Source organism: Novimethylophilus sp., from assembly GCF_036504375.1.
Lineage (GTDB): Bacteria > Pseudomonadota > Gammaproteobacteria > Burkholderiales > Methylophilaceae > Novimethylophilus.
Genome location: NZ_DASXVH010000039.1, coordinates 1 through 21153, shown reverse-complemented (window position 1 = coordinate 21153; position 21153 = coordinate 1). Strand labels below are relative to the sequence as shown.

The following is a 21153-nucleotide window of genomic DNA, read 5'->3' as shown; positions in this document are numbered from 1 at the left end:
AAGGAAAACTTATGGATACGTTTGCAACGCTGCGCGACATCATTGTCGAAAAATTCGAGAAAGACCCTGCCGAGATCACCCCGGAGGCGACGTTCGAAACGCTGGAAATCGACTCGCTAGATACCTTCGACATCATTTTCAGCGCCGAGGAGAAGTTCGGCATCAAGGTGCCCAACGAGCAGGTGGAAATCAAGACCGTGCAGGACGTAGTCAACCTGATCGACAAGCTGCGGGCCGCACAAGGGAAGGTTTAGCCGCATGACACGCCGCGTTGCCATCACCGGCCTGGGGCTGGTTTCCCCGCTGGGCAATACCCCGGAGATATTCTTCAATGCCTTGATGGCTGGCAAATCCGGCATCCGCCGCATAGAGGCCGATTTTGCCGAGCGCCTGGATACCAAAATTGCCGCGCAGGCGGAATTCGACCCGCTGCAGCATTTTACCAAGCACAAGGCTTCCAGCCTGGACCGTGTCAGCCAGTTCGCGCTCTATGCGGCTGGCCAGGCGATCATTGACGCCGGTCTCGATATGGAGCGGGTCGACAAGTCGCGCATGGGCGTCTACCTCGGCACCGGCATGGGCGGCGCGGCCTCGGTGGAAGAAGGTTATGTGCGCCTCTATCGCGACAGTGCCGAACGCTTGAAACCGTTTACCGTATTGATGGCAATGAACAACGCCGCCGCCTCGCAGATCGGCCTGGAATACGGCCTGACAGGCGCCAACCTGACTTATTCGACCGCGTGTTCCTCCTCCAGCATTGCCATCGGCGAAGCCTTCCATCAGGTGCGCCACGGCTATGCGGACGTCATGCTCGCGGGCGGTGCCGAAGCATTGCTGACTTTCGGCACCATTAAGGCCTGGGAAGCGCTGCGGGCGCTGGCTAGCGAGGACAAGGGCAACGCGAGCGCCTCCTGCAAGCCGTTCGCCGCCGACCGTAGCGGCCTGGTGCTGGGTGAAGGCTCGGCCATCGTGGTGCTGGAAGACATGGAACTCGCCAAGCTTAGAGGCGCGCACATCTATGCCGAGTTGACGGGCTACGGCTCCGGCAACGATTCCAGCCACATTACCCAGCCGTCTCCGGCAGGGCAGGCCGCTGCGATGCGCGCCGCGCTGCATTGCGCCGGGCTGATTCCGTCCGAGATCGGCTATATCAACGCCCACGGCACCGGCACGCCGCTCAACGATCCGGCCGAAACCGCGGCGATCAAGCTGGCGTTCGGCGAGCATGCGCCAAACATTCCGGTCAGCTCCACCAAATCCATGCACGGACACCTGATGGGTGCGACCTCGGCGGTGGAATTCGTCGCCTGCGTGCTGGCGCTGACGCATGGCGCAGTGCCGCCGACGATCAACCTGCAAAATCCAGACCCCGCCTGCGACCTCGATTACGTGCCGAATGTCGGCCGTAGAGGCGTGCCGTTGCGCCACGTGATGTCCAATTCGTTCGCTTTCGGCGGCACCAGCGGAGTCCTCATCGCCAGCAGGGTGGACTAGCGGGTTGACGGCTATTGACAACCTGATCGAGCCCGGCCGCCTGATCGAGCATTTTCTCGACCATCCTCCGCAGGGATTCAGCGTTGGCACGCTGGCGCGCGGCATTCCGGTTTTTTCCACGCCGTTCGATCTGCTCACCACGATGGAGCCCGCAGACCGGCGCAGACTGGAAACCCTGCCGTTCTCCCGTGCCTGGCGGTGCTGGCTGCGGCCTCATACCTGCTTCGTCGGTGCCACCTGCACCGAATATGCGCCGCTGCCGGCCATCGATCCCAACCAGTTTCTGCGCGAGCTGTTGCAGCACGCCTTGCCCGAGCATGGGTTCGTCATCGTAAAGGATATTCCGGCCGAGGGGGTGCTGGTGGGCGCAGCCGCATTCGCCCGTAGCCGCGAGTTGATGCATGCCTGCGGCGATCACGGATTCATCCTGGTCGAGGGGCAATCGCTGGCCTATGTGCCGCTGGATTTCGCCGATACCGAAGAATTTCTTGCGCGCATGTCCAAGGCGCGCCGCAAAGACCTGAAACGCAAGCTGAAATCACGCGCCGAACTGGAAGTCGCGGCCATTCCCACCGGCGATGCCTGCTTTTTCGACGAGGCGACGTTGCGGCATTACTATGCGCTCTACCTGGAAGTATTCGCGCAAAGCGAAATTCATTTCGACCTGCTCACGCCGGAGTTTTTCCGCGCCGTGCTGCAGGATGCCGCGCTGAACGGCGTGGTGTTCGCTTACCATGCCGAAGGGGAACTGATCGGCTACAACCTGTGCTTCGTCCACAACGGCATGCTGCTCGACAAATACGTCGGCTTCCGCTACCCGCAGGCGCGCCGGCACAACCTCTACATGGTGAGCTGGTTCCACAATTTGCAGTACGCGCTGGAGCACGGCCTCACGCATTACGTCGCCGGCTGGACCGATCCCGAAGTCAAGCGTCAGCTGGGGGCTTCGTTCACGCAGACGCGGCATGCGGTGCATATCCGCAACCCCTTGGTGAGGAATATGCTCAAACCCTTCAAGCGATTTTTCGAATCCGACGCCCAATGGACCCAACAGACGCGCTGATCCTGAATTTCGACGACTCCGTGCTGCCGCTGTCCCGGAGTACCGGCATCGATCTCGGAACGTGGCAGGAGGAAATCCGCTTCGGCTGCCGCATGAGCAGCCTGCGCAGGTTGCAGGCCGCCATCGTGCTGGCGCTCGCGCAGCAGCCGCGCATCGTTTTCATGGGCAGCGGCGATTATCATCATGTCACATGCCTGCTGCTGGAGCGCTATCGCAACCTGGGCCAGCCGATTCAGCTCGTCGTGTTCGACAACCATCCCGACAACATGCGCTATGCCTTCGGCATCCACTGCGGCTCCTGGGTGTGGCACGCCAGCCGTTTGCCGTTCGTGGCGCAGGTGCATGTGCTGGGCATTACGTCTACCGACGTCGAAGCTGCGCACGCCTGGGAAAACCACTTGAGGCCGCTGATGGCGGATAAGGTGCGCTACTGGTGCGTGGGGCGGAACTTAAGCTGGATGAAACGGCTGGGCATCAAGCACAGCCATTCGTTTTCTTCGATGCAGCTCTTGCTGAAAGCGTTCGCCGAAACCATCGCCACGACTGCCGAACCCATCTACCTCTCGATAGACAAGGACGTGCTCGCCCCGGAGGACGCACACACCAACTGGGACCAGGGCGTGATGCGGGTGGAGGAATTGCAGCAGGCGATTAGTCTGGTGGGAAAGCGCATCATCGCCGTCGATGTGGTGGGGGAAGTTTCCGCATACCGCTACAACAGCCTGTTCAAGCGGGTATTAAGCGGGATGGACGGCCAGCCGGCCATCCCGCAGGAGGATTTGGCAGAGTGGCAGGCGCAGCATCAGCGGATCAATGAAGCATTGCTGGAATCGTTGATGCCGGGTTGACGGCTGCGACCACGAGCGGGTCAGCAATTTGTCCAGCGCATCGGCTGCCTTTCCGATGCGAAAGAAGCGATCTTTTCACCAGGCTATTTGGTGTACCAATCAATGCTGACGATATGGCTTACGTTCACCATCTTGTGGCCTTTTTTGTCGGGGTTGTTCGACAGGCTGACGCTGATGAACTGATCCGACACGGCTTCGAAATTGCCTTTGACGCGGAACGAGTCGCCGTTGGAAAGATGCAGAGTCGCTTCGTCCCCGGCAATTGCGTGATTCAGTGATTCGGTTAGGGTGGACATCTTGCTCTCCGGGTATGTCTGAGCCTGGATCAGGCGGAAATTCATCATACGCCCGATGGGCAGGCTCAATCAGCTTATCTTCTAAGTTCGGAACAGATGTTCGCGAAATCCTTGTCGCCCAGCCACGGGCTGTTGGAAATCGTCAGCATGCGCGCGGCGAAATCGCGGGCATTGGGAATTTCGGGCTGGGCGAGTTTCGCAGCAAGATAGGGATAATCCGGCAGGGCGTGAATGTAGAGACGGCTCACGCCCAGGCCCGCGGCCCACAGCCTGCCCAGCGCAGCGTCACGCGCTTTTGGCGTGGGCATCAGCACCATGAAGAACGGCCATACGCCTTGTCCGTCCGGCGCGTCGGTGATGACGGTGATGCCGGGGATGGCGGCCAGTTTTGCGATTCGTTGCGCCGCCTGTTGCCGCAAGATTGCCAGAAAGCCGGGCATGCGTTGCAGCGCACTGGCGCCGATGGCTTTGCGCCAGCGGCCGACTCGATGCAGCGGGATGTCATCGGAGAAATCGTCGCCAACGGCTTCGATCAGCTCGCCTCGCTTCAAGGCGCGGCGCAGCGGCAGGCCGTAGGCCAGCGGCAGACCCCACGGTTGGTATAACGCGGCATAGCCCAGCAATTCCAGGCTGCGGCGCAGTTCCCAGCCCCATTTGAATGGGGCGATCTCGCCGGCGGTGGCGCGCAGCCGGCGGCGCAGGGCTTCGTCGCGTGCCAGCAGAATGCCGCCTTCGTAAGTGGTCAGCCCTTTGCCCACCGCGAGACTGTAGAACCCGGCGTCGCCCGCCATGCCGACCGGCTGGCTTTGCCAGGTTGCGCCCAGCGATTGCGCGGCGTCTTCGATGACGTAGGCCCGGCTGTTATGGGCGATTTCCAGCACCGGCGCGAGATCGGCCACGCGGCCGCCGAGGTGGGTGGCGATGATGGCGAGCGTGTTTTCATCGCATAGCGCGGCGAGATGTTCATGGTCGAGGTCGAAATGGTCGGGGCGCAGGTCGCACAGCACCGGTGTGAGGCCGCAATGCAGCACGGCAAGCGCGACCAGCGGACAGGTGTAGGCGGGGAGGATGACTTTGCGGCGATTACTCGTGCATTTGAGCGCGGTGAGCGTGACGATCTGCGCGGCGGTGCCGGAGCATTCGATCTGTACCGCGGGAATATCGAGAAAATCGGCCAGTTCGCGCTCGAAATCGGCGCTGGCGGGGAGCAGGTCGCGCCATGTCAGCGGCAGTCCGGCAGTGGGGGGTATCTCCCTCAATGCGGATGCTCCGCTTCGCTTTTGCTTAAACAAACGATCCCCGCCACGATGAACAGCCCGCCGACGACCTGCATCGCCGACAGGTGTTCGCCGAAATACAGCACCGAAATCGCCAGCACGGTGACGACTTCGAGGTGCGACGCGGCGAAGGCGGGGCCGACCGGCGCATGCTTGAGCAGCGTCATCCAGGTGATGAAAGCGCCGATGTAGCCGACGACGGCGCCGTAGATCCACGGGTTGAAGAACACCTCCCACAGCCAGGTGGTACTCAGTACAAACTCGCCGGCATGGGTGGAGGCCAGCTTGAACGAGACTTGCGTCAGCGTATCGAACAGCATCAGTGCGCCGAAGCCGAGGATGTAGAAGCGGCGCGTGCTCATGCGAAGCCCCCGGCCAGGGCGACGCCAAGGGTAATCAGCCACATTCCCGCCACCCGCATCCGGTCCAGCCGCTCATTGAACAGCAGCTTGCCCGCGACCATCACGATGACGACGTTGATCGAGCCCACCAGCATGCCCAGCGACAGCGGCACCAGCGACAGCAGCGCCAGCCAGACCACGAACTCCAGACAAAAGCAGGCGATGCCTATCCACAGCGGCAGCGACGACAGCATCACTTTCCAGCGCTGCCACTCGGTTTCGTGCTCGGCGATGGCCGCGGACTTGAAGGCCAGATGGCCGGCGGTGTCCAGCGTGATGTTCAATATCCAGAAGAAAATGGCGAGCGGAGACAAGGTTGGCAGTATTGGAGTTAGAATCCAGCGCAATTTATCACAAGAGGCATGACATGGCTTCTGTTATCGATTTGCCGCAGCATGTGGCTATTTTGCAGGAGAGCTATCGGCATTGGACAGGCAGGACGTTGCTTACCGCGGAAATATCCGGAGAAGATGCGGTGCAATGGCTGGACAAAACGTCGTTCGCGGTCGTTTCGCACGATATCCAGCCAGACCCCGTGTTCAATTATGCCAATCGTGCCGCATTGCGGTTGTTCGGCGTGACGCTGGAGCAGTTTACCGAATGGCCTTCCCGCCTGTCCGCCGAACCAACGGAGCAGGGCAAGCGCGCCCGTCTCATGGAGCAGGTGAGCCGCGACGGCTATATCGAGGGCTATTCTGGAACACGCATTGCCGGGGATGGCCGTAAATTCATGATCCTCAACGCGACGGTGTGGAATCTGCTGGACGAGCGGGGTAAATATTACGGTCAGGCGGCGATGATCCCGCAATGGTCGGCTTGTGTGTAAGTCTTTTGTCAGCTTGAGGGATTATCTTTGCGGGCTTATGAAGCGGCCCCTATTGCGATGTTTGATTTCGTAATGGAAGCTTCATTTTTCTGACATATTATCCGTCCCAACCCTAAAAAATCCGAGAAACCAATGAGCTTCAGTTTCCTCAGACATATTTTCGTCGGATTTGTGCGCACGCGCGGCATCGCCAGGCATTTCCGTCGCCTGGCGATTCTGGAGTCGGTTAGCGCCACCGCGATCAAGGAACTCCCGCCCACGCTGGCGCAGACATTGTTCACGGCGGCCAATGCCAAGCCGGAAGCGTTGCTGGACCAGTTCGGCACGCACCCGGACGGTTTGACCGAATCGCAGGCGGAAGCGGTGCGCGAACGGGTCGGGCTCAACGAAGTGGAACATGAAAAGCCGCTGCGCTGGTGGACGCATCTGTGGTACTGCTACAAGAACCCGTTCAACCTGCTGCTGACCGTGCTCGCGGTGATTTCCTATTACACCGAGGATATGAAGGCGGCAATCGTCATTTCGGCGATGGTGGTACTTTCCACGCTGATGCGCTTCGTGCAGGAAGCACGCTCCAACGAGGCGGCGGACAAGCTCAAGGCCATGGTAAGCAATACCGCGACGGTGATCCGGCGCGACCCCGCGGAAGACGCCGCCGAGGAAGCCTTGCGCTACTTCGGCGCCACGCTGCACCCCAAGGGGCCGAAAACGGTGGAAACCCCGATCAGGCTGCTGGTACCGGGCGACTTGGTGCGGCTTTCCGCAGGCGACATGATTCCGGCGGATTTGCGCGTGTTGTCGGCCAAGGATTTGTTCATCAGCCAGGCCGCAATGACGGGGGAGTCGCTGCCGGTGGAAAAGTTCGTGGCGCAGAAAGACAGCAAAGCCAGCAATCCGCTGGATCTCGAAAACATCTGCTTCATGGGCACCAACGTGGTCAGCGGTTCCGCCACGGCGATGGTGATCGGCACCGGCAACAGCACCTATTTCGGCGCGCTCGCCCAGCGTGTGACGACGGTGGATCGCGCGTCGACTGCTTTTCAGGCCGGCGTCAACAAGGTGAGTTGGCTCTTGATCCGCTTCATGCTGGTGATGACGCCCATCGTGCTGCTGATCAATGGCTTCACCAAGGGCGACTGGTTACAGGCCGCGCTGTTCGCGCTGTCGATCGCCGTGGGACTCACGCCGGAAATGCTGCCGATGATAGTTACCTCCACGCTCGCCAGGGGCGCGGTGATGCTGTCGCGCAAAAAGGTCATCGTCAAGCGCCTGGATGCGATCCAGAACTTCGGCGCGATGGACGTGCTGTGCACCGACAAGACCGGCACGCTGACCCAGGACAAGATTTTTCTCGAACGCCACACCGGCGTCTGGGGCGAGGAATCCGACGACGTGCTGGAATACGCCTATCTCAACAGCTATTACCAGACCGGGCTGAAAAACCTGTTGGACGTGGCCGTGCTCGAGCATGGCGACATCCATGCCGAGCTCGATATCGCCAGCAATTACCACAAGGTGGACGAAATCCCCTTCGATTTCCAGCGGCGCCGGATGTCGGTGGTGGTCGGGGTGCGCGAGGATTACCACCTGTTGATCTGCAAGGGCGCGGTCGAGGAGATTCTATCGGTCTGCACCCGGGTGCGCCACGGCGAGGTCGACGAACCGCTGGCGCAGGAATTGCTCGCCAGGGTGCGGCAAGTAACCGCCGCGTTGAATGACGAAGGCTTGCGGGTCGTTGCCGTCGCCGCGCGGCAAATGCCGACCGAGCGTGAGGTCTACGCCATCGGCGATGAAGCCGACCTGGTGCTGATCGGCTATATCGCCTTCCTCGATCCGCCCAAGGAATCCGCGGCGCCCGCGCTGGCTGCGCTCAGCAAGCACGGCGTCACGGTCAAGGTGCTCACCGGCGACAACGAACGCGTCACTGCCAAGATCTGCCATGAAGTCGGCCTTTCGGCCGACGCGATGCTGCTTGGCTCCGACGTGGAGGCGATGACCGACGCCGAACTGCTGCAAGCCGCCCGCATCACCACGGTGTTCGCCAAGCTCACGCCCGCGCACAAGGAGCGCGTGGTGCGCGTGCTGCACGAAGCTGGCCATGTGGTCGGCTTCATGGGCGACGGCATCAACGATGCCCCGGCTTTGCGGGCCGCCGACATCGGCATTTCGGTGGATACCGCGGTGGATATCGCCAAGGAAGCAGCCGACATTATCCTGCTGGAAAAAAGCCTGATGGTGCTGGAAGAGGGCGTGCAGGAAGGCCGCAAAACTTTCGCCAACATGCTCAAGTACATCAAGATGACGGCCAGTTCGAACTTCGGCAATGTGTTCTCGGTGCTGGTGGCAAGTGCGTTTCTGCCTTTCCTGCCGATGCTGCCGCTGCACCTGCTGGTGCAGAACCTGCTGTACGACGTTTCGCAGGTAGCGATCCCGTTCGACAACGTCGACGAGGAGTTCCTGCGCCAGCCGCAGAAGTGGAATGCGGACGATATCGGCCGCTTCATGTTGTATTTCGGCCCAATCAGTTCGATATTCGACATCTCGACCTATGCGGTGATGTGGTTCGTGTTCGGCGCTAATACGCCGGCGCATCAAACCCTGTTCCAGTCGGGCTGGTTCGTCGAGGGGTTGCTGTCGCAGACGCTGATCGTGCATATGATACGCAGCCGGCATTTCCCCTTCGTCGGCAGCCGGGCCGCATGGCCGCTGCTGGGGATGACGGGCTTGATCATGGCGACCGGCATCCTGCTGCCGATGTCGCCGATCGCGCATTATTTCAAGTTGCAGGCATTACCGCCGAGTTATTTTATATGGTTGCTGGCGATCTTGAGCGGCTATATCCTGCTGACGCAGGGAATGAAGCAGTTTTACGCCCGCCGCTTCGGTTGGCAATAAATTTCTACAGGAGAAGCATATGTCAGGTTCAGAGTTTCACGTGCACGGCGCGCACGAACACGCGGTCGAACACGAGGCCGAGCACGGCCCGGGATTGGCGCAGTATGTGGCGATTTTTACCGCCGTGCTGTCCACGGTGGGCGCGATTGTCAGCTATCAGGGCGGCGCCACGCAGAACCAGGCCATGCTCTACAAGAACGAAGCGGTGCTCAAAAAAGCCCAGGCCTCGGACCAGTGGGCGTTTTACCAGGCCAAGAGCTCCAAGCAGCATCTCATGGAAGTTTCCGTCGATCTTGCACCCAAAGACCGCGTGGAGTATTACCGCAAACAGATCGCAAAATACGATGCCGAGAAGAAGGAAATCAAGCAGAAGGCCGAGCAGCTGGATGAGGAATCACGCAAGGCCGACGAGTTGAGCGAGCAGGCGATGCATCCGCACCATAAGCTGGCGCAGGGCATGACGCTGATCCAGATTGCGATCTCGCTCGCCTCGATCACCGCGTTGACGCGCCGGCGCTGGCTGTTTGGCCTGGCGCTGGCCGCAGCCGGCGGCGGGCTGGTGATGGCCGGGATGGGTTGGTTGGCTTGATGAAAGCTGTTCTTTACGATTGGGGCGGACTCAACGTCTGGCTGTTCAAGGCCGTCAATGCCTGGCACAACGAAGTCCTGGACCGCTTCATGCTGCTGGGCTCGCTGCTGGCGGAGCATTCCAACTTCGCGATCTGGCTGAGCGTGCTCGTAGCGGCCGCCCTATGGGCCTTGCATCGCAAGGGGCAGCGTGCGCTGATGCCGTGGTTCGTCGTGATCGCGGTGTTTGCGCTTGGCAATCTGGTCGACGGCTGGGTGGTCGGCGGGCTGAAAAGCTGGTTTTTGTTCCCGCGACCTTCGCTCGCGCTGCCGCCGGGGGCGGTGTATGTTGTCGGCAATCCGGAGCTCAATCTGCAGCACAGCCTGCCGAGCGGACATGCCTCGTTTGCGATGCTGATCGCAGCCAGCCTGTGGCCGGTGCTAAAACGTCCGGGGCGATACGCGGCGGTGGCGTTCGTGGCATGGGTGGGGCTGTCCCGCATCAGTCTGGGCGCACATTTTCCTGCCGACGTGGTGGCAGGCAGCTTGAGTTGCCTGCTGGTGGTATGGCTGGTGCGCAGGATGGTGTCTGGCATCGTGCATTGAGTCTTGGGCGGCGGGAAGTTTACAATGGCGGTCCGTTTGTCATGCCCTTGATTGAAATGCCGCTGCTTATTTTGTTGCATGCACTCCAAATCCCTGCCCGAGGCTGCTCGTGTTCGGCAAGGGCGTAAGGCGCATAGGGCGCTTCCTGCAGCGCGATGCCGAGCAAACCACCAGCGTCGATATCAGCGAAATCGACGGCGTGCGTGCATTGCATCTGGGCAACGCGACGGTGCAAAGCGCAATGCGCATCAATGCGCCGTTCGAACTGGAACTCACCTATACGCGCGGCATGATGTGCTTCCTGTTGTTCAGCGATGAGGTGCGCGAGGTGGTCGTGGTCGGGCTGGGCGGCGGTTCCATACCTAAATATATCCACCGTCATTTGCCGGGGACGCGGGTCACCGCGGTGGAGCTCAACCCGGCCGTGGTGGCCGCGGCGCGCAACCAGTTCTGCTTGCCGGCGGACGACGAGCGCCTCTCTATCGTGCAGGGCGACGGCGCGGCGTATATCCGGGAAAGCCCGCGCAGCGCCGAGGTGCTGATGCTGGACGCTTACGACAGCAACGGCCTGGCGCCCGACTTAAGCTCGCAGGGGTTCTACGATAGCTGCGCCGAGGCGCTGGCGGCGGACGGCATGCTGGTCGTCAATCTGTGGGGCAGCGACAAGAATTTCGATGTCTACCTGCAGCGCATCGAGCAGAGCTTCGACGGGCGGGTGTTGATGATGCCTACCGGCCGTCCGGGCAATATCGTGATTTTCGCTTTCAAGCGCCATGCCGGCGATTTGCGCTGGAAAGCACTGCGCGAACGCGCCAAGCAGCTGCAAACCGGGCTGCGCATCGAATTCCTTGACTTTGTCGAGCGTTTGCGCGACAACAACCTGAATACAGCCAATCGGCTGATTGTTTAACGTCGAAGCAGGAGATCGAAGCCGATGAAAATTCTGGCCTCCGGATGGTTGCGGCGTATGGCGCAAAAAGCCGGCACTACGCCCCAGGCGCGCATGCTGGCGCTATTCGATATCCTGCAGGACTGGGTCGAAGCGCCGGGCATGCGGCAGAGCTTGTTGGAAGCGGCGCCGGTCAATGCCGAGCAAAGCGGGTTGAGGACATTTCTCGTACAGCTCGCGGTTAAGGCCGGCGCAGCCGATGCCGAGGCATTGGCAAGCCAGTTGTATTCCATCCTGCTCGGGGCGCTGCGCGAGGAATTGCGCGATCCGGATCGGCAAGCCTTGTCTCATGCCAGACTTGCCGCCGAGCGGCTGATCGCCAGCCAAATGAGAGGCCGCGCGCCGATGCGGGGCGTGATGGTGATCTCCGCGACAGCGCTGGCGATGATGTTGCTGCTGTCGGTTTTTGCCTTCAATATAAAGCGGCAGGCATTCTCCTTCGCTCCCCTCCCGGTCGCGTTGGCGAAGACGCCTGACACGCTGAATCCAGACCAGGTTGCCGCGGTGTACCACATGCACGATAAAATACGGGAAGGAGAGTGCGGTTATCCCCAGGCATTGATGCTGCCGCCCGAGCAGCGCGCGGTGTATATGGAGAATGTGGTTTCCGGAAACGGCAGCGACCTGCTGCCGGCCACCCTGGTGCTGGTGAACCAGCTCTATCAGCGGGTCGATTGCTACTATCCGCCGGCAGCGATGCTGCTGTAATGCAGGCAACCGCAACTTTAGGCATTTAAGTATATACAAACCTGTATAGTTATAAGTAATTCATCACCGGGCTCAACGAAATCATGGCCAAAAACATGCGCGAACGCATTCTCGTCGCCGCTTCGACCTTGTTCCACACGCGCGGCATCAATGCCACCGGCGTGGACACCATCGTGGCCGAAGCCGGCATCGCCAAGATGACGCTGTACAAGCACTTCCGCACCAAGGAAGACTTGGTGCTGGAAGTGGTGACGCGCCGCAGCCGCGAATTCGCGGAAAAGCTCGCGGCAAAACTGGACAAATCCACCTCCGGGCCGGTGGAAAAGCTGCAGCGCCTATTCGATTACGTCGAGGAGTGGCTGGCCGATCCGCAATGCAGCGGCCTGCCTTTCCTCAAGGCCAGCGCCGAATTTCCGCAGCCGGACAGCCCGGTGCATCGGCTGTCGGCGGAGCTGTCGCAGGAGTTCCGCGATTACATTACCGGCCTGGCGCGCGAAGCCGGCATCCGCGCACCGGAGGCATTAGGGTTACAATTAGCCATGCTGATCGAGGGGGCGGTGCTTTCCGAGCAGCTCTCCAGAGGCTCAGGCGCGCTGGAGCATGCCAGACAGGCGGCGCGCATCCTCATCGAATCGGCGCAACGCAAATAAGCGAATTTTTTGGATAGACCAATGAGCAAGATTTCCGACACGCAACAGCAACAGATCGCCGAGGCGCTGGCGCAGCGCAGGGCGGAGTTGTGCGCCGAAATCCGCACCGAGCTGGAACGCTCCGGCCACGAACACTATGCCGACCTGGCGGGCGAGGTGAGCGACGCCGGCGATTCCTCGGTGGCGGATATGCTGCTGGATCGGGACATCGCCATCATCAGCCGCCAGGTGGAAGAACTGGCCCAGGTGGAAACGGCGCAGCAGCGCATCGGCAGCGACACTTTTGGCGAATGCGAGGAATGCGGCGAGGAAATCGGCTTCCAGCGCCTGTTGGCAGCGCCGCAGGCCACGCGCTGCATCAATTGCCAGAGCCAGCACGAAAAAACGTTCGCCCACAGCGGTGCGCCCAAACTTTAATCTTTCGCTAGCCGGAGAGAACGCATAAACGCACAGGCGATGCCTGTTGCCGCTGCGTATTCTCCGTGAGCATTGTGGCTTTATGAAAAAAAACCAACACACCTTCTTCGCCACCTGTCCGCGCGGACTGGAACCGGTATTGGCGCAGGAACTTACGGCAATCGGCGCGGCCGACGTCAAGCCGACCGACGGCGGTGCCAGCTTTGCCGGCGACGTCACGCTGGCCTATCGCGCCAACCTGGAAAGCCGGGTCGCCACGCGCGTGCTGTGGCGGCTTTCCAGCGCCCCTTACCGTACCGAGGACGACATCTACAAGGCTGCGTTCGCGTTGCCGTGGCCGAGCTGGTTCGACGTGGGCCGCACGATGATGGTCAAGGTGACGGCGGTGAAATGCCCGCTGAAGAGCCTGGAATTCATCACGCTGCGCATCAAGGACGCGGTCTGCGACAGGTTTCGCAATGCCGGCGGCACCCGCCCCAGCATCGATACCCGCGAGCCGGACGTGCGCATCCATGCCTACCTGACCGCCACCGAATGCCAGATATACCTCGACACCTCCGGTGCCGCGCTGTTTCAGCGCGGCCACCGCAAGGCCAGTGTGGACGCGCCGCTGCGCGAGAACCTTGCCGCCGGCATCATCAAGCTCACCGGCTGGCAGCCCGGCGCGCCGCTCTTGGACCCGATGTGCGGCAGCGGCACTTTTCTGATCGAAGCGGCGCTGATCGCGCTGGACATCGCGCCCGGCTCGGGGCGCGCGTTCGCTTTCGAAAAACTGAAGAATTTCGATGCGGCAGCCTGGAAAATCCTTCAGGAGCAAGCCAAGAAGCGCGCCAAACCGGCATCGCCGCTGCCGATATTCGGCAGCGACAGCGATATGCGCGCGGTGCGGGCGGCACGCCAGAACCTGGAAGCGGCGGGGTTCTCCAATGTGGTGCAGGTGCGCCAGGCGGATATCCTGGAGGCCGAGGCGCCGGCGCCGCAAGGCATATTGCTGACCAATCCGCCCTACGGCGTGCGCATCGGCGAAGAGGAACAGCTGGCCGAGCTGTATCCTCAGCTTGCCGCCGCGCTCAAGCGCAATTTCGCCGGCTGGAATGCTTTTTTCCTGACCTCCGATAACCGGCTGCCCAAGCTCATGCGACTAGCGCCGTCGCGCAAGACGCCGCTGTTCAACGGCGCGCTGGAATGCCGGCTGTACGAGTTCAAAATGGTTGCCGGCAGCAACCGGAAGACGGTGAATGAGTAGCGCCCCGGACAGGCTGGATGGGCTGCGCGAGCGCCTGCGCGGTTTCGTGCGCGAGCGCGACTGGGAGCAGTTCCATTCGCCGAAGAATCTGGCGATGGCGATGATCGTCGAGGCCGCCGAACTGGTCGAGCATTTCCAGTGGGCTACCGAGCAGGAAAGCCGGGAGTTGACGCCGGAAAAGCGTGTCGAGGTCGAGCGCGAAATCGCCGATACCTTCATCTACCTGCTGCGCTTGTCGGACGTGCTGGGTATCGACCTGATCGCCGCCGCGCAGCGCAAGATGGACCTCAACGCGCAGAAATACCCCGCCGACAAGGCGCGTGGGCGCAACGACAAATATACCGCGTACGAACAATGACGGTGGTCAACCAGTTTTCCAGCAAACGGGTGCTGGTCATCGACGACCAGGCCGGCATGCGCACGCAGCTGCAGATGTCGCTCACGCATTCCGGCTTCGAAAAGCTGCATGTGGTGGCCAGCATCAAGGAAGCGCTGTCGCTGATGAATAACGGCCATTACGACATCATCCTGTGCGACTACTTCCTCGGCGAGGGCACTAACGGCCAGCAGTTTCTCGAATATCTGCGCAACCGCGACCTGATCAGCCGCAACACGATTTTCATCATGATCACCGCCGAGAGCTCGTATGAAAGTGTGGTCACCGCGGCCGAATGCGCCCCCGACGATTACCTGCTCAAGCCTTTTACCGCCGAGCAGCTCAACAACCGGCTGGGAAAACTGCTGGAGCGGCAAAGCTGCTTCGCTGCCATCGACAAGGCGGCTGATGCCAAGGATTGGGAGCGGGTGGCGGCGCAATGCGATGAAGTGATCGCCGTTCGTGATAAGTTTTTCATCGAAGCCAGCAAGATCAAGGGCGAGGCGCTGCTCAAGAGCGGTCACGCGCCGGAGGCGGCGGCGCTTTACACCGAAATGCTGGCGCTGCGGCCGCTGCCGTGGGCCAAGCTGGGGCTGGCCCGCGCGCTAGCGCTGAACGGCAGCAAGGATCAAGCCGCAGCGTTGGCACGAGAACTGGTCGCGGAGCACGACCATTACATGGGAGCCTACGATTTCCTGGGAGGTGTGCTGGCCGAAACCGGCGACAAGGAGGCCGCGCTGGAGATACTGCAGTCCGCACGCCAGGTGAGCCCCGGTACGCTGAACCGCGTGCGCCATGTGGCTGAACTCGCGGTCGATACCGGGCGCCACGACGTCGCCGAGCAGATAATGACCGAGGCACTGGCCAAGCATAAATATTCGCCGGTGCGCGAAGCGCAGGATTACGCGATCCTGTCCAAGGCCATCAACGAGCAGGGCAAGCCGGAGAAAGCGCTGGCAGTGCTCAAGGAAGCCAAACAGAGCTTCAGCGACGAGGCCAGCAGCGTGCTGCTGACGACCAGTGAAATTGCTGCTCACCGCAAGGCTGGCAACAACGAATTGGCCGAAGCCGCGTTGTCGCAGGCGTTGGCCGCGCATCACGGCGACCTGCCGCCGTCTGTGGTGGCGGCTGTCGCCGATGCCTGCTTCGCGCTGGGCAAGGAGCAGCAGGCAACGGATCTGCTGAAACAACTGGTGCAGAACAATCCGGACGACACTGCGGCGCAGGAAAAAGTGCATACCGTGCTGACTGCCGCCGGCAAGGGCGAGGCGGAAGCGACGGCGATGATTGCGGCCAGCGTGCAGGAAATCATCCAGCTCAACAACGAAGGCGTGCGCAAGGCCGAGGCCGGCGAGCTGAACGAAGCGGTCAGCCTGCTGTGCGATGCCGCCGACCGCCTGCCCAACAACCTGCAGATCGTCGGCAATGCGGCGCTGGCGCTGGCGCTCGATCTCGCGCGCAGCGGTTACACCTCGATTAAGATGCACGAATGCACGAGGCTGCGCCAGTTGGTCGCCGCCAAGTCGCCCGATTACCCCAAGCTGGCGCAGATCGATGCGGTACTGAAAAAGGTCAGCCAGGAATAATGGACGAACTGGCCGCAGCCGTCATCCATGACGTCAAGAACCAACTCGCCGAGCTGGCGCTCAGGCTGGAACGGCGCGGAGATTGCGCCGGGGAGACCGACATCGCGTTTGCCGCTGCGCGTCGCCTGACCGGATTGCTGTTGGTGCAGCGCCAGCAGGCCGGCACTTTACGGCTCAACGTGGATTCCGGCTGTCCCGGCGATTTGCTGCAGGAGCTGGCGGCCGAGTACCGCGCCTTGTTTCCGGCGCTCGACATCAGCCTGGAAACAGAGGCCGCGCCGGCGTTCTGGTTCTACGACGCGGCGCTGCTGCGCCTGGCGCTCGGCAACGCCATCCACAACGCCTGCCGGCATGCGCGCGCCGCTGTCCGTCTGCGGGCGCAGGAGCAAGACGGCCAGCTGGAATTCGGCATTACCGATGACGGGCCCGGTTTTCCGCAGGAAATGCTGGCGCAAGAGTTACGGGCGGCGCCGATGCCGGCCAGCCGCCACGGTACCGGCCTGGGCCTCTACCTGGCTGCCAGGATTGCCGAACTGCATCAGAACGGCGGCAATAGCGGAAATACCGAATTGCGCAATGGGCAGGGAGCTATTTTTCTGCTGCGGCTGCCCTGACCCGCCGCGCCGGATGCGGTAAAATTGCCGCCTATGTCCAACCCGTCGTTCATTCATCTGCGCTGCCACAGCGAATACTCAATCCAGGACGGCATGGTGCGCGTGGACGATTACGTCAAGCGCGCCGCGGCCGATCACATGCCGGCGCTGGGGCTGACCGATCTCGCCAATCTGTTCGGCGCCGTGAAATTTTACCAGGCCGCGCGCGGCAAGGGCATCAAGCCCGTCATCGGCTGCGACGTGTGGCTCGAAAACGAGGCCAACCGCGACCAGCCGTTCCGTATCCTGCTGTTGTGCCAGGCCCATGCCGGCTATTTGCGCCTGTGCCAGCTGCTCACCCGCGCCTATCTCGAAAACCAGCACAGAAGCCGCGCCGAAATCAAGCGCGCCTGGCTGGAACAGGACGTCGGCGGCCTGATCCTGCTGTCCGGCGCGCTGTCCGGCGATATCGGGCAGGCGCTGCTGCAAGGCAACGAAGCGCAGGCGCGCGCGCTGGCCGAAGAATGGCAACGCCTGTTCCCGTCGCGCTTCTATATCGAACTGCAGCGCACCGGCCATCCCCAGCAGGAAGCCTATAACGCCCGCGCGCTGGCTCTGGCGGCGGAGCTTGGCCTGCCACCGGTGGCGACGCAGCCGGTACAGTTTCTCGACAGCGACGATTTCAAGGCGCACGAGGCCCGCGTCTGCATTGCCGAGGGCTATGTGCTCGCCGACAAACGCCGGCCGCGTAGTTTCACCGAACAGCAGTATTTCCGTAGCCAGGCCGAGATGGCCGAGCTGTTTGCCGATATCCCGGAAGCACTGCTCAACAGCGTCGAGATCGCCAAGCGCTGCAATCTGACGCTGACGCTGGGTAAAAACTACCTGCCGCAGTTTCCGACCCCCAATAATGAAAGCCTGGACGATTACCTGCGCAGCCAGGCTGCGGCAGGGCTGGAGCGGCGGCTGGAAGTGCTGTATCCCGAGCCCGCGGTGTGCGATGCCAAGCGCGCCGAATATTTCTGGCGCCTGGAATTCGAAACCAAGACCATCATAGCCATGGGATTTGCCGGCTATTTCCTGATCGTCGCCGACTTCATCAACTGGGCCAAGAACAACGGCGTGCCGGTCGGGCCGGGGCGGGGCTCCGGCGCGGGTTCGCTGGTGGCGTATTCGCTGGGCATTACCGATCTCGACCCGCTGCAGTTCAACCTGCTGTTCGAGCGCTTCCTCAATCCGGAGCGGGTGTCGATGCCCGACTTCGATATCGATTTCTGCCAGGACGGCCGTGACCGCGTGATCGACTACGTCAAGCGCAAATACGGGCTGGACGCGGTGTCGCAAATCGCCACCTTCGGTACCATGGCCGCCAAGGCGGTGATCCGCGACGTCGGGCGCGTGCTCGACCTGGGTTTCAACTTCGTCGACGGCATCGCCAAGCTGATCCCGCGCGAGCTGGGCATCACGCTGGCCGCCGCGCTGGAGCAGGAGCCGCAGCTCAAGGAACGGCAGGAAAAGGAAGAGGAAGTGCGCGAACTGCTGGAACTGGCGCTGCGTCTGGAAGGCCTCACCCGCAACGTCGGCATGCACGCCGGCGGGGTGCTGATCTCGCCGGGAAAAATCACCGATTTCTCACCGATGTACTGCCAGCAGGGCAGCGACAGCGTGGTGAGCCAGTACGACAAGGACGACGTGGAAGCGGTGGGCCTGGTGAAGTTCGACTTTCTCGGCCTGCGCACGCTCACCATACTCGACATGGCGGTGGAGTGGACCAACCGGCAGCGCGTCGTGGAAGGTGAAACGCCGATCGACCTCGCTACGCTGCCGTTGAACGATGCCGACGCCTACCGCCTGCTGAAAAACTCCAACACCACCGCGGTGTTCCAGCTGGAATCGTCCGGCATGAAGGATATGCTGAAGCAGGCCAAGCCGGACTGCTTCGAGGACATCATCGCGCTGGTGGCGCTGTACCGTCCTGGGCCCATGGACCTGATCCCGGATTTCTGCCGCCGCAAGCACGGCCAGCAGAAGGTGGAATATCCGCATCCCTCCACCGAACCCATTTTGCGCGAGACCTACGGCATCATGGTGTACCAGGAGCAGGTGATGCAGATGGCGCAGGTGGTGGGCGGCTACAGCCTGGGCGGCGCGGACCTGCTGCGGCGTGCGATGGGCAAGAAGAAGAAAGAGGAAATGGACGCGCAGCGCGCCATTTTCGTCGAAGGCGCGGTGAAGAACGGTACCACCCAGGATCAGGCCGGCTACATCTTCGACCTGATGGAGAAATTCGCCGGCTACGGCTTCAACAAATCGCACGCCGCTGCCTATGCGCTGGTGGCCTACCATACCGCCTGGCTCAAGGCGCATTACCCGGCGGCCTTCATGGCGGCCACGATGTCGGCGGACATGAACAATACCGACAGCGTGCACATCTTTTACAAGGATTGCCTTGCCAACGGCCTGGAAGTGCTGCCGCCGGACATCAACCGCAGCGAATTCCGTTTCACGCCGTTGAACGCCGGGCAGGTGTTGTACGGCCTGGGGGCGGTCAAGGGCACCGGCTGGGCGGCGATCGAAATCATATTGGCGGCGCGCGAAAAAGGCGGGCCGTTTGCCGGCCTGTTCGATTTTTGCCGTCGCCTGGATTTGCGCAAGGTCAACCGCCGCGTGATCGAGTCCTTAGTAAGGGCAGGAGCGTTCGATGCGATCGATGCCAACCGCGCTGCGCTGCTGGCGGCGGTGGGCATCGCGATGGAACTGGCGGGGCAGGGGGCCGGTTCGGCGCAGGACAGCCTGTTCGGCGAGAGTCACGACATGCCGCAGCAAGCTTTACCCAAAACGCAGCCCTGGCCGGAGCGCGAACAGCTGGTACAGGAAAAGGTCGCGCTCGGTTTCTACTTCAGCGGCCACCCGTTCAGCGCCTGGCGCCAGGAAGTGGCGCTCTTCGTCAAGACCGAACTGGCGACGCTGGCTCCCAGGGAGCAGCCGCAACTGCTGGCCGGCGTGGTACTGGCGGCCCGCAGCAAAATGACGGCGCGCGGCAAAATGGCGTTCGTCACGCTGGACGACGGCACCGCGCAGCTCGACGTGGCAGTGGGCAACGAACTCTTGATGGCACAGCAGGCCCTGCTCAAGGAGGACCAGTTGCTGATCGTCGAAGGCAAGGTCAGCAACGACGATTACACCGGCGGCCTGCGCGTCAGCGCGCGCCGCCTGTTCGATCTGGCCGCCGCACGCACCGCTCACGCCCAGACGCTGAAGCTGTCCTGCAATGGCCGGGCCGATGCGGCGCGCTTGCGGGAATTGTTGGCCCCTTATCTGCGGCAGGAAGCTTGCCGGGTCATCCTCGATTACCGCAACACCGATGCCAGCTGCGAAGTGCCGCTGCCGGACGGCTGGCGCGTGGAGCTGCGCGACGAGCTGCTGGAAGGCCTGAGGTCGTGGCTATCCGAAGATAACGTGAAAATCCTGTATCATTAACGGCTTGCCGCCATCGGCTGCGATGGCGGCAAGCTGAACGCTGATCACTAATTGCCGACCGCTCACATGAAAACAAGCTTTCTGGATTTTGAACAACCCATTGCCGAACTTGAAGGCAAAATCGAAGAACTGCGCTATGTGCAGGACGATTCCGCGCTGGACATTTCCGAGGAAATCGAGCGCCTGAACGTCAAGAGCCAGACGCTCACCAAGGATATCTACGCCAAGCTGGGCGCCTGGCAGATTTCGCAGGTGGCGCGCCATCCGCAGCGGCCCTACACGCAAGACTATCTCAACGGCATGTTTACCGATGTCGAGGAACTGCACGGCGACCGCGCGTTTTCCGACGATCCGGCGATCATCGGCGCTCTCGCGCGTTTCAACGGCGAGCCGGTGATGGTCATCGGCCATCAGAAAGGCCGCGACACCAAGGAAAAGATCTACCGCAACTTCGGCATGCCGCGCCCCGAGGGCTACCGCAAGGCGCTGCGCCTGTTCCGCCTGGCGGAGAAATTCCAGTTGCCTATCATCACTTTCATCGATACCCCCGGCGCCTATCCCGGCATCGGCGCGGAAGAGCGCGGGCAGTCCGAAGCGATCGCGCGCAACCTGTTCGTGATGGCCGAGCTGCGTACGCCCATCATCTCCGTCATCATCGGCGAAGGCGGTTCCGGCGGCGCGCTGGCGCTGGGCGTTGCGGACCAGATGCTGATGCTGCAATACTCTACCTATTCGGTCATTTCGCCGGAAGGCTGCGCCTCGATTTTATGGAAAAGCGCAGACAAGGCCGCCGAAGCCGCAGAAACACTGGCGATCACCGCCAGCCGCCTGAAAACCTTCGGCCTCATCGACCGCATCGTCAACGAACCCCTGGG

The 21153-nt window shown here is 61.7% G+C and carries 22 protein-coding genes; 18 read left to right on the top strand and 4 right to left on the bottom strand.

The genetic code is table 11. The features are described 5' to 3' along the window. The first annotated feature begins 11 nt into the window (after positions 1–11). The 4 genes from VGK14_RS05385 to VGK14_RS05370 are packed head-to-tail and all read left to right on the top strand — an operon-like array spanning position 12 to position 3405. Positions 12–254 (top strand): acyl carrier protein, encoded by a 243-nt coding sequence (locus VGK14_RS05385; protein ID WP_331507913.1) that lies wholly within the window; start codon positions 12–14, stop codon positions 252–254. Positions 255–258: 4 nt separating this feature from the next. Continuing rightward, positions 259–1494: a beta-ketoacyl-[acyl-carrier-protein] synthase family protein gene (locus VGK14_RS05380; protein ID WP_331507911.1), complete on the top strand. Its 1236-nt coding sequence runs from the start codon at positions 259–261 to the stop codon at positions 1492–1494. A 4-nt stretch (positions 1495–1498) separates the two neighbouring features. Beyond that, positions 1499–2557, top strand: coding sequence for a GNAT family N-acetyltransferase (locus tag VGK14_RS05375; protein WP_331507910.1), 1059 nt, complete (start codon positions 1499–1501; stop codon positions 2555–2557). After that, complete coding sequence (locus tag VGK14_RS05370; RefSeq protein WP_331507908.1) at positions 2536–3405, top strand: arginase family protein; 870 nt, start codon at positions 2536–2538, stop codon at positions 3403–3405. Before VGK14_RS05375 ends, VGK14_RS05370 begins: the two co-directional genes overlap by 22 nt. Positions 3406–3488: 83 nt before the next feature. Here the strand turns inward: VGK14_RS05370 and VGK14_RS05365 are convergent, their stop codons facing one another. From VGK14_RS05365 to VGK14_RS05350, 4 genes are all read right to left on the bottom strand, one after another. Beyond that, positions 3489–3701 (bottom strand): hypothetical protein, encoded by a 213-nt coding sequence (locus VGK14_RS05365; RefSeq protein WP_331507906.1) that lies wholly within the window; start codon positions 3699–3701, stop codon positions 3489–3491. Positions 3702–3775: 74 nt separating this feature from the next. Next, the gene (locus tag VGK14_RS05360) at positions 3776–4960 is read right to left on the bottom strand and encodes a DegT/DnrJ/EryC1/StrS family aminotransferase (protein WP_331507905.1); all 1185 of its coding nucleotides are present in this window, start codon (positions 4958–4960) and stop codon (positions 3776–3778) included. Beyond that, positions 4957–5340, bottom strand: a complete 384-nt coding sequence (locus VGK14_RS05355) for a DMT family transporter (RefSeq protein ID WP_331507904.1) — start codon at positions 5338–5340, stop codon at positions 4957–4959. The genes VGK14_RS05360 and VGK14_RS05355 overlap by 4 nt, the downstream gene beginning before the upstream one ends. After that, positions 5337–5693: an EamA family transporter gene (locus VGK14_RS05350; RefSeq protein WP_331507903.1), complete on the bottom strand. Its 357-nt coding sequence runs from the start codon at positions 5691–5693 to the stop codon at positions 5337–5339. The genes VGK14_RS05355 and VGK14_RS05350 overlap by 4 nt, the downstream gene beginning before the upstream one ends. Before the next feature lie 53 nt (positions 5694–5746). Between VGK14_RS05350 and VGK14_RS05345 the strand changes: the two genes are divergently transcribed. From VGK14_RS05345 to VGK14_RS05280, 14 genes are all read left to right on the top strand, one after another. Beyond that, on the top strand, positions 5747–6205 hold the full coding sequence (locus VGK14_RS05345; RefSeq protein WP_331507902.1) for an MEKHLA domain-containing protein: 459 nt from the start codon (positions 5747–5749) through the stop codon (positions 6203–6205). 132 nt (positions 6206–6337) lie between these two features. Then, the gene (gene mgtA / locus VGK14_RS05340; RefSeq protein WP_331507901.1) at positions 6338–9100 is read left to right on the top strand and encodes a magnesium-translocating P-type ATPase; all 2763 of its coding nucleotides are present in this window, start codon (positions 6338–6340) and stop codon (positions 9098–9100) included. 19 nt (positions 9101–9119) lie between these two features. Beyond that, complete coding sequence (locus VGK14_RS05335; protein ID WP_331507900.1) at positions 9120–9689, top strand: DUF4337 domain-containing protein; 570 nt, start codon at positions 9120–9122, stop codon at positions 9687–9689. Beyond that, on the top strand, positions 9689–10273 hold the full coding sequence (locus VGK14_RS05330; protein WP_331507899.1) for a phosphatase PAP2 family protein: 585 nt from the start codon (positions 9689–9691) through the stop codon (positions 10271–10273). The genes VGK14_RS05335 and VGK14_RS05330 overlap by 1 nt, the downstream gene beginning before the upstream one ends. 109 nt (positions 10274–10382) lie before the next feature. Next, positions 10383–11183 carry a polyamine aminopropyltransferase gene (locus VGK14_RS05325; RefSeq protein ID WP_331507898.1) on the top strand — a complete coding sequence of 267 codons (801 nt, stop codon included), beginning with the start codon at positions 10383–10385 and terminating at the stop codon, positions 11181–11183. Between the two features lie 24 nt (positions 11184–11207). Further along, positions 11208–11930, top strand: a complete 723-nt coding sequence (locus tag VGK14_RS05320; protein WP_331507897.1) for a hypothetical protein — start codon at positions 11208–11210, stop codon at positions 11928–11930. 95 nt (positions 11931–12025) lie between these two features. Next, entirely contained in the window at positions 12026–12580 is a 555-nt protein-coding gene (locus tag VGK14_RS05315) for a TetR/AcrR family transcriptional regulator (protein ID WP_331507895.1), read from the top strand. Between the two features lie 21 nt (positions 12581–12601). Further along, positions 12602–12997, top strand: a complete 396-nt coding sequence (locus VGK14_RS05310; RefSeq protein ID WP_331507894.1) for a TraR/DksA family transcriptional regulator — start codon at positions 12602–12604, stop codon at positions 12995–12997. 82 nt (positions 12998–13079) lie between these two features. Further along, the gene (locus tag VGK14_RS05305; protein ID WP_331507893.1) at positions 13080–14243 is read left to right on the top strand and encodes a THUMP domain-containing class I SAM-dependent RNA methyltransferase; all 1164 of its coding nucleotides are present in this window, start codon (positions 13080–13082) and stop codon (positions 14241–14243) included. Beyond that, a complete protein-coding gene (locus VGK14_RS05300; protein ID WP_331507892.1) occupies positions 14236–14601 on the top strand; it encodes a nucleotide pyrophosphohydrolase in 366 nt (121 codons plus the stop codon). Before VGK14_RS05305 ends, VGK14_RS05300 begins: the two co-directional genes overlap by 8 nt. After that, entirely contained in the window at positions 14598–16205 is a 1608-nt protein-coding gene (locus VGK14_RS05295) for a response regulator (protein WP_331507891.1), read from the top strand. The genes VGK14_RS05300 and VGK14_RS05295 overlap by 4 nt, the downstream gene beginning before the upstream one ends. Then, positions 16205–16819, top strand: a complete 615-nt coding sequence (locus VGK14_RS05290; protein WP_331507890.1) for a sensor histidine kinase — start codon at positions 16205–16207, stop codon at positions 16817–16819. The genes VGK14_RS05295 and VGK14_RS05290 overlap by 1 nt, the downstream gene beginning before the upstream one ends. 33 nt (positions 16820–16852) lie before the next feature. Next, entirely contained in the window at positions 16853–20278 is a 3426-nt protein-coding gene (gene dnaE / locus VGK14_RS05285; RefSeq protein WP_331507889.1) for a DNA polymerase III subunit alpha, read from the top strand. A 66-nt stretch (positions 20279–20344) separates the two neighbouring features. Continuing rightward, the coding region (locus tag VGK14_RS05280; protein WP_331507888.1) for an acetyl-CoA carboxylase carboxyltransferase subunit alpha at positions 20345–21153 on the top strand (809 nt) is incomplete at its 3' end.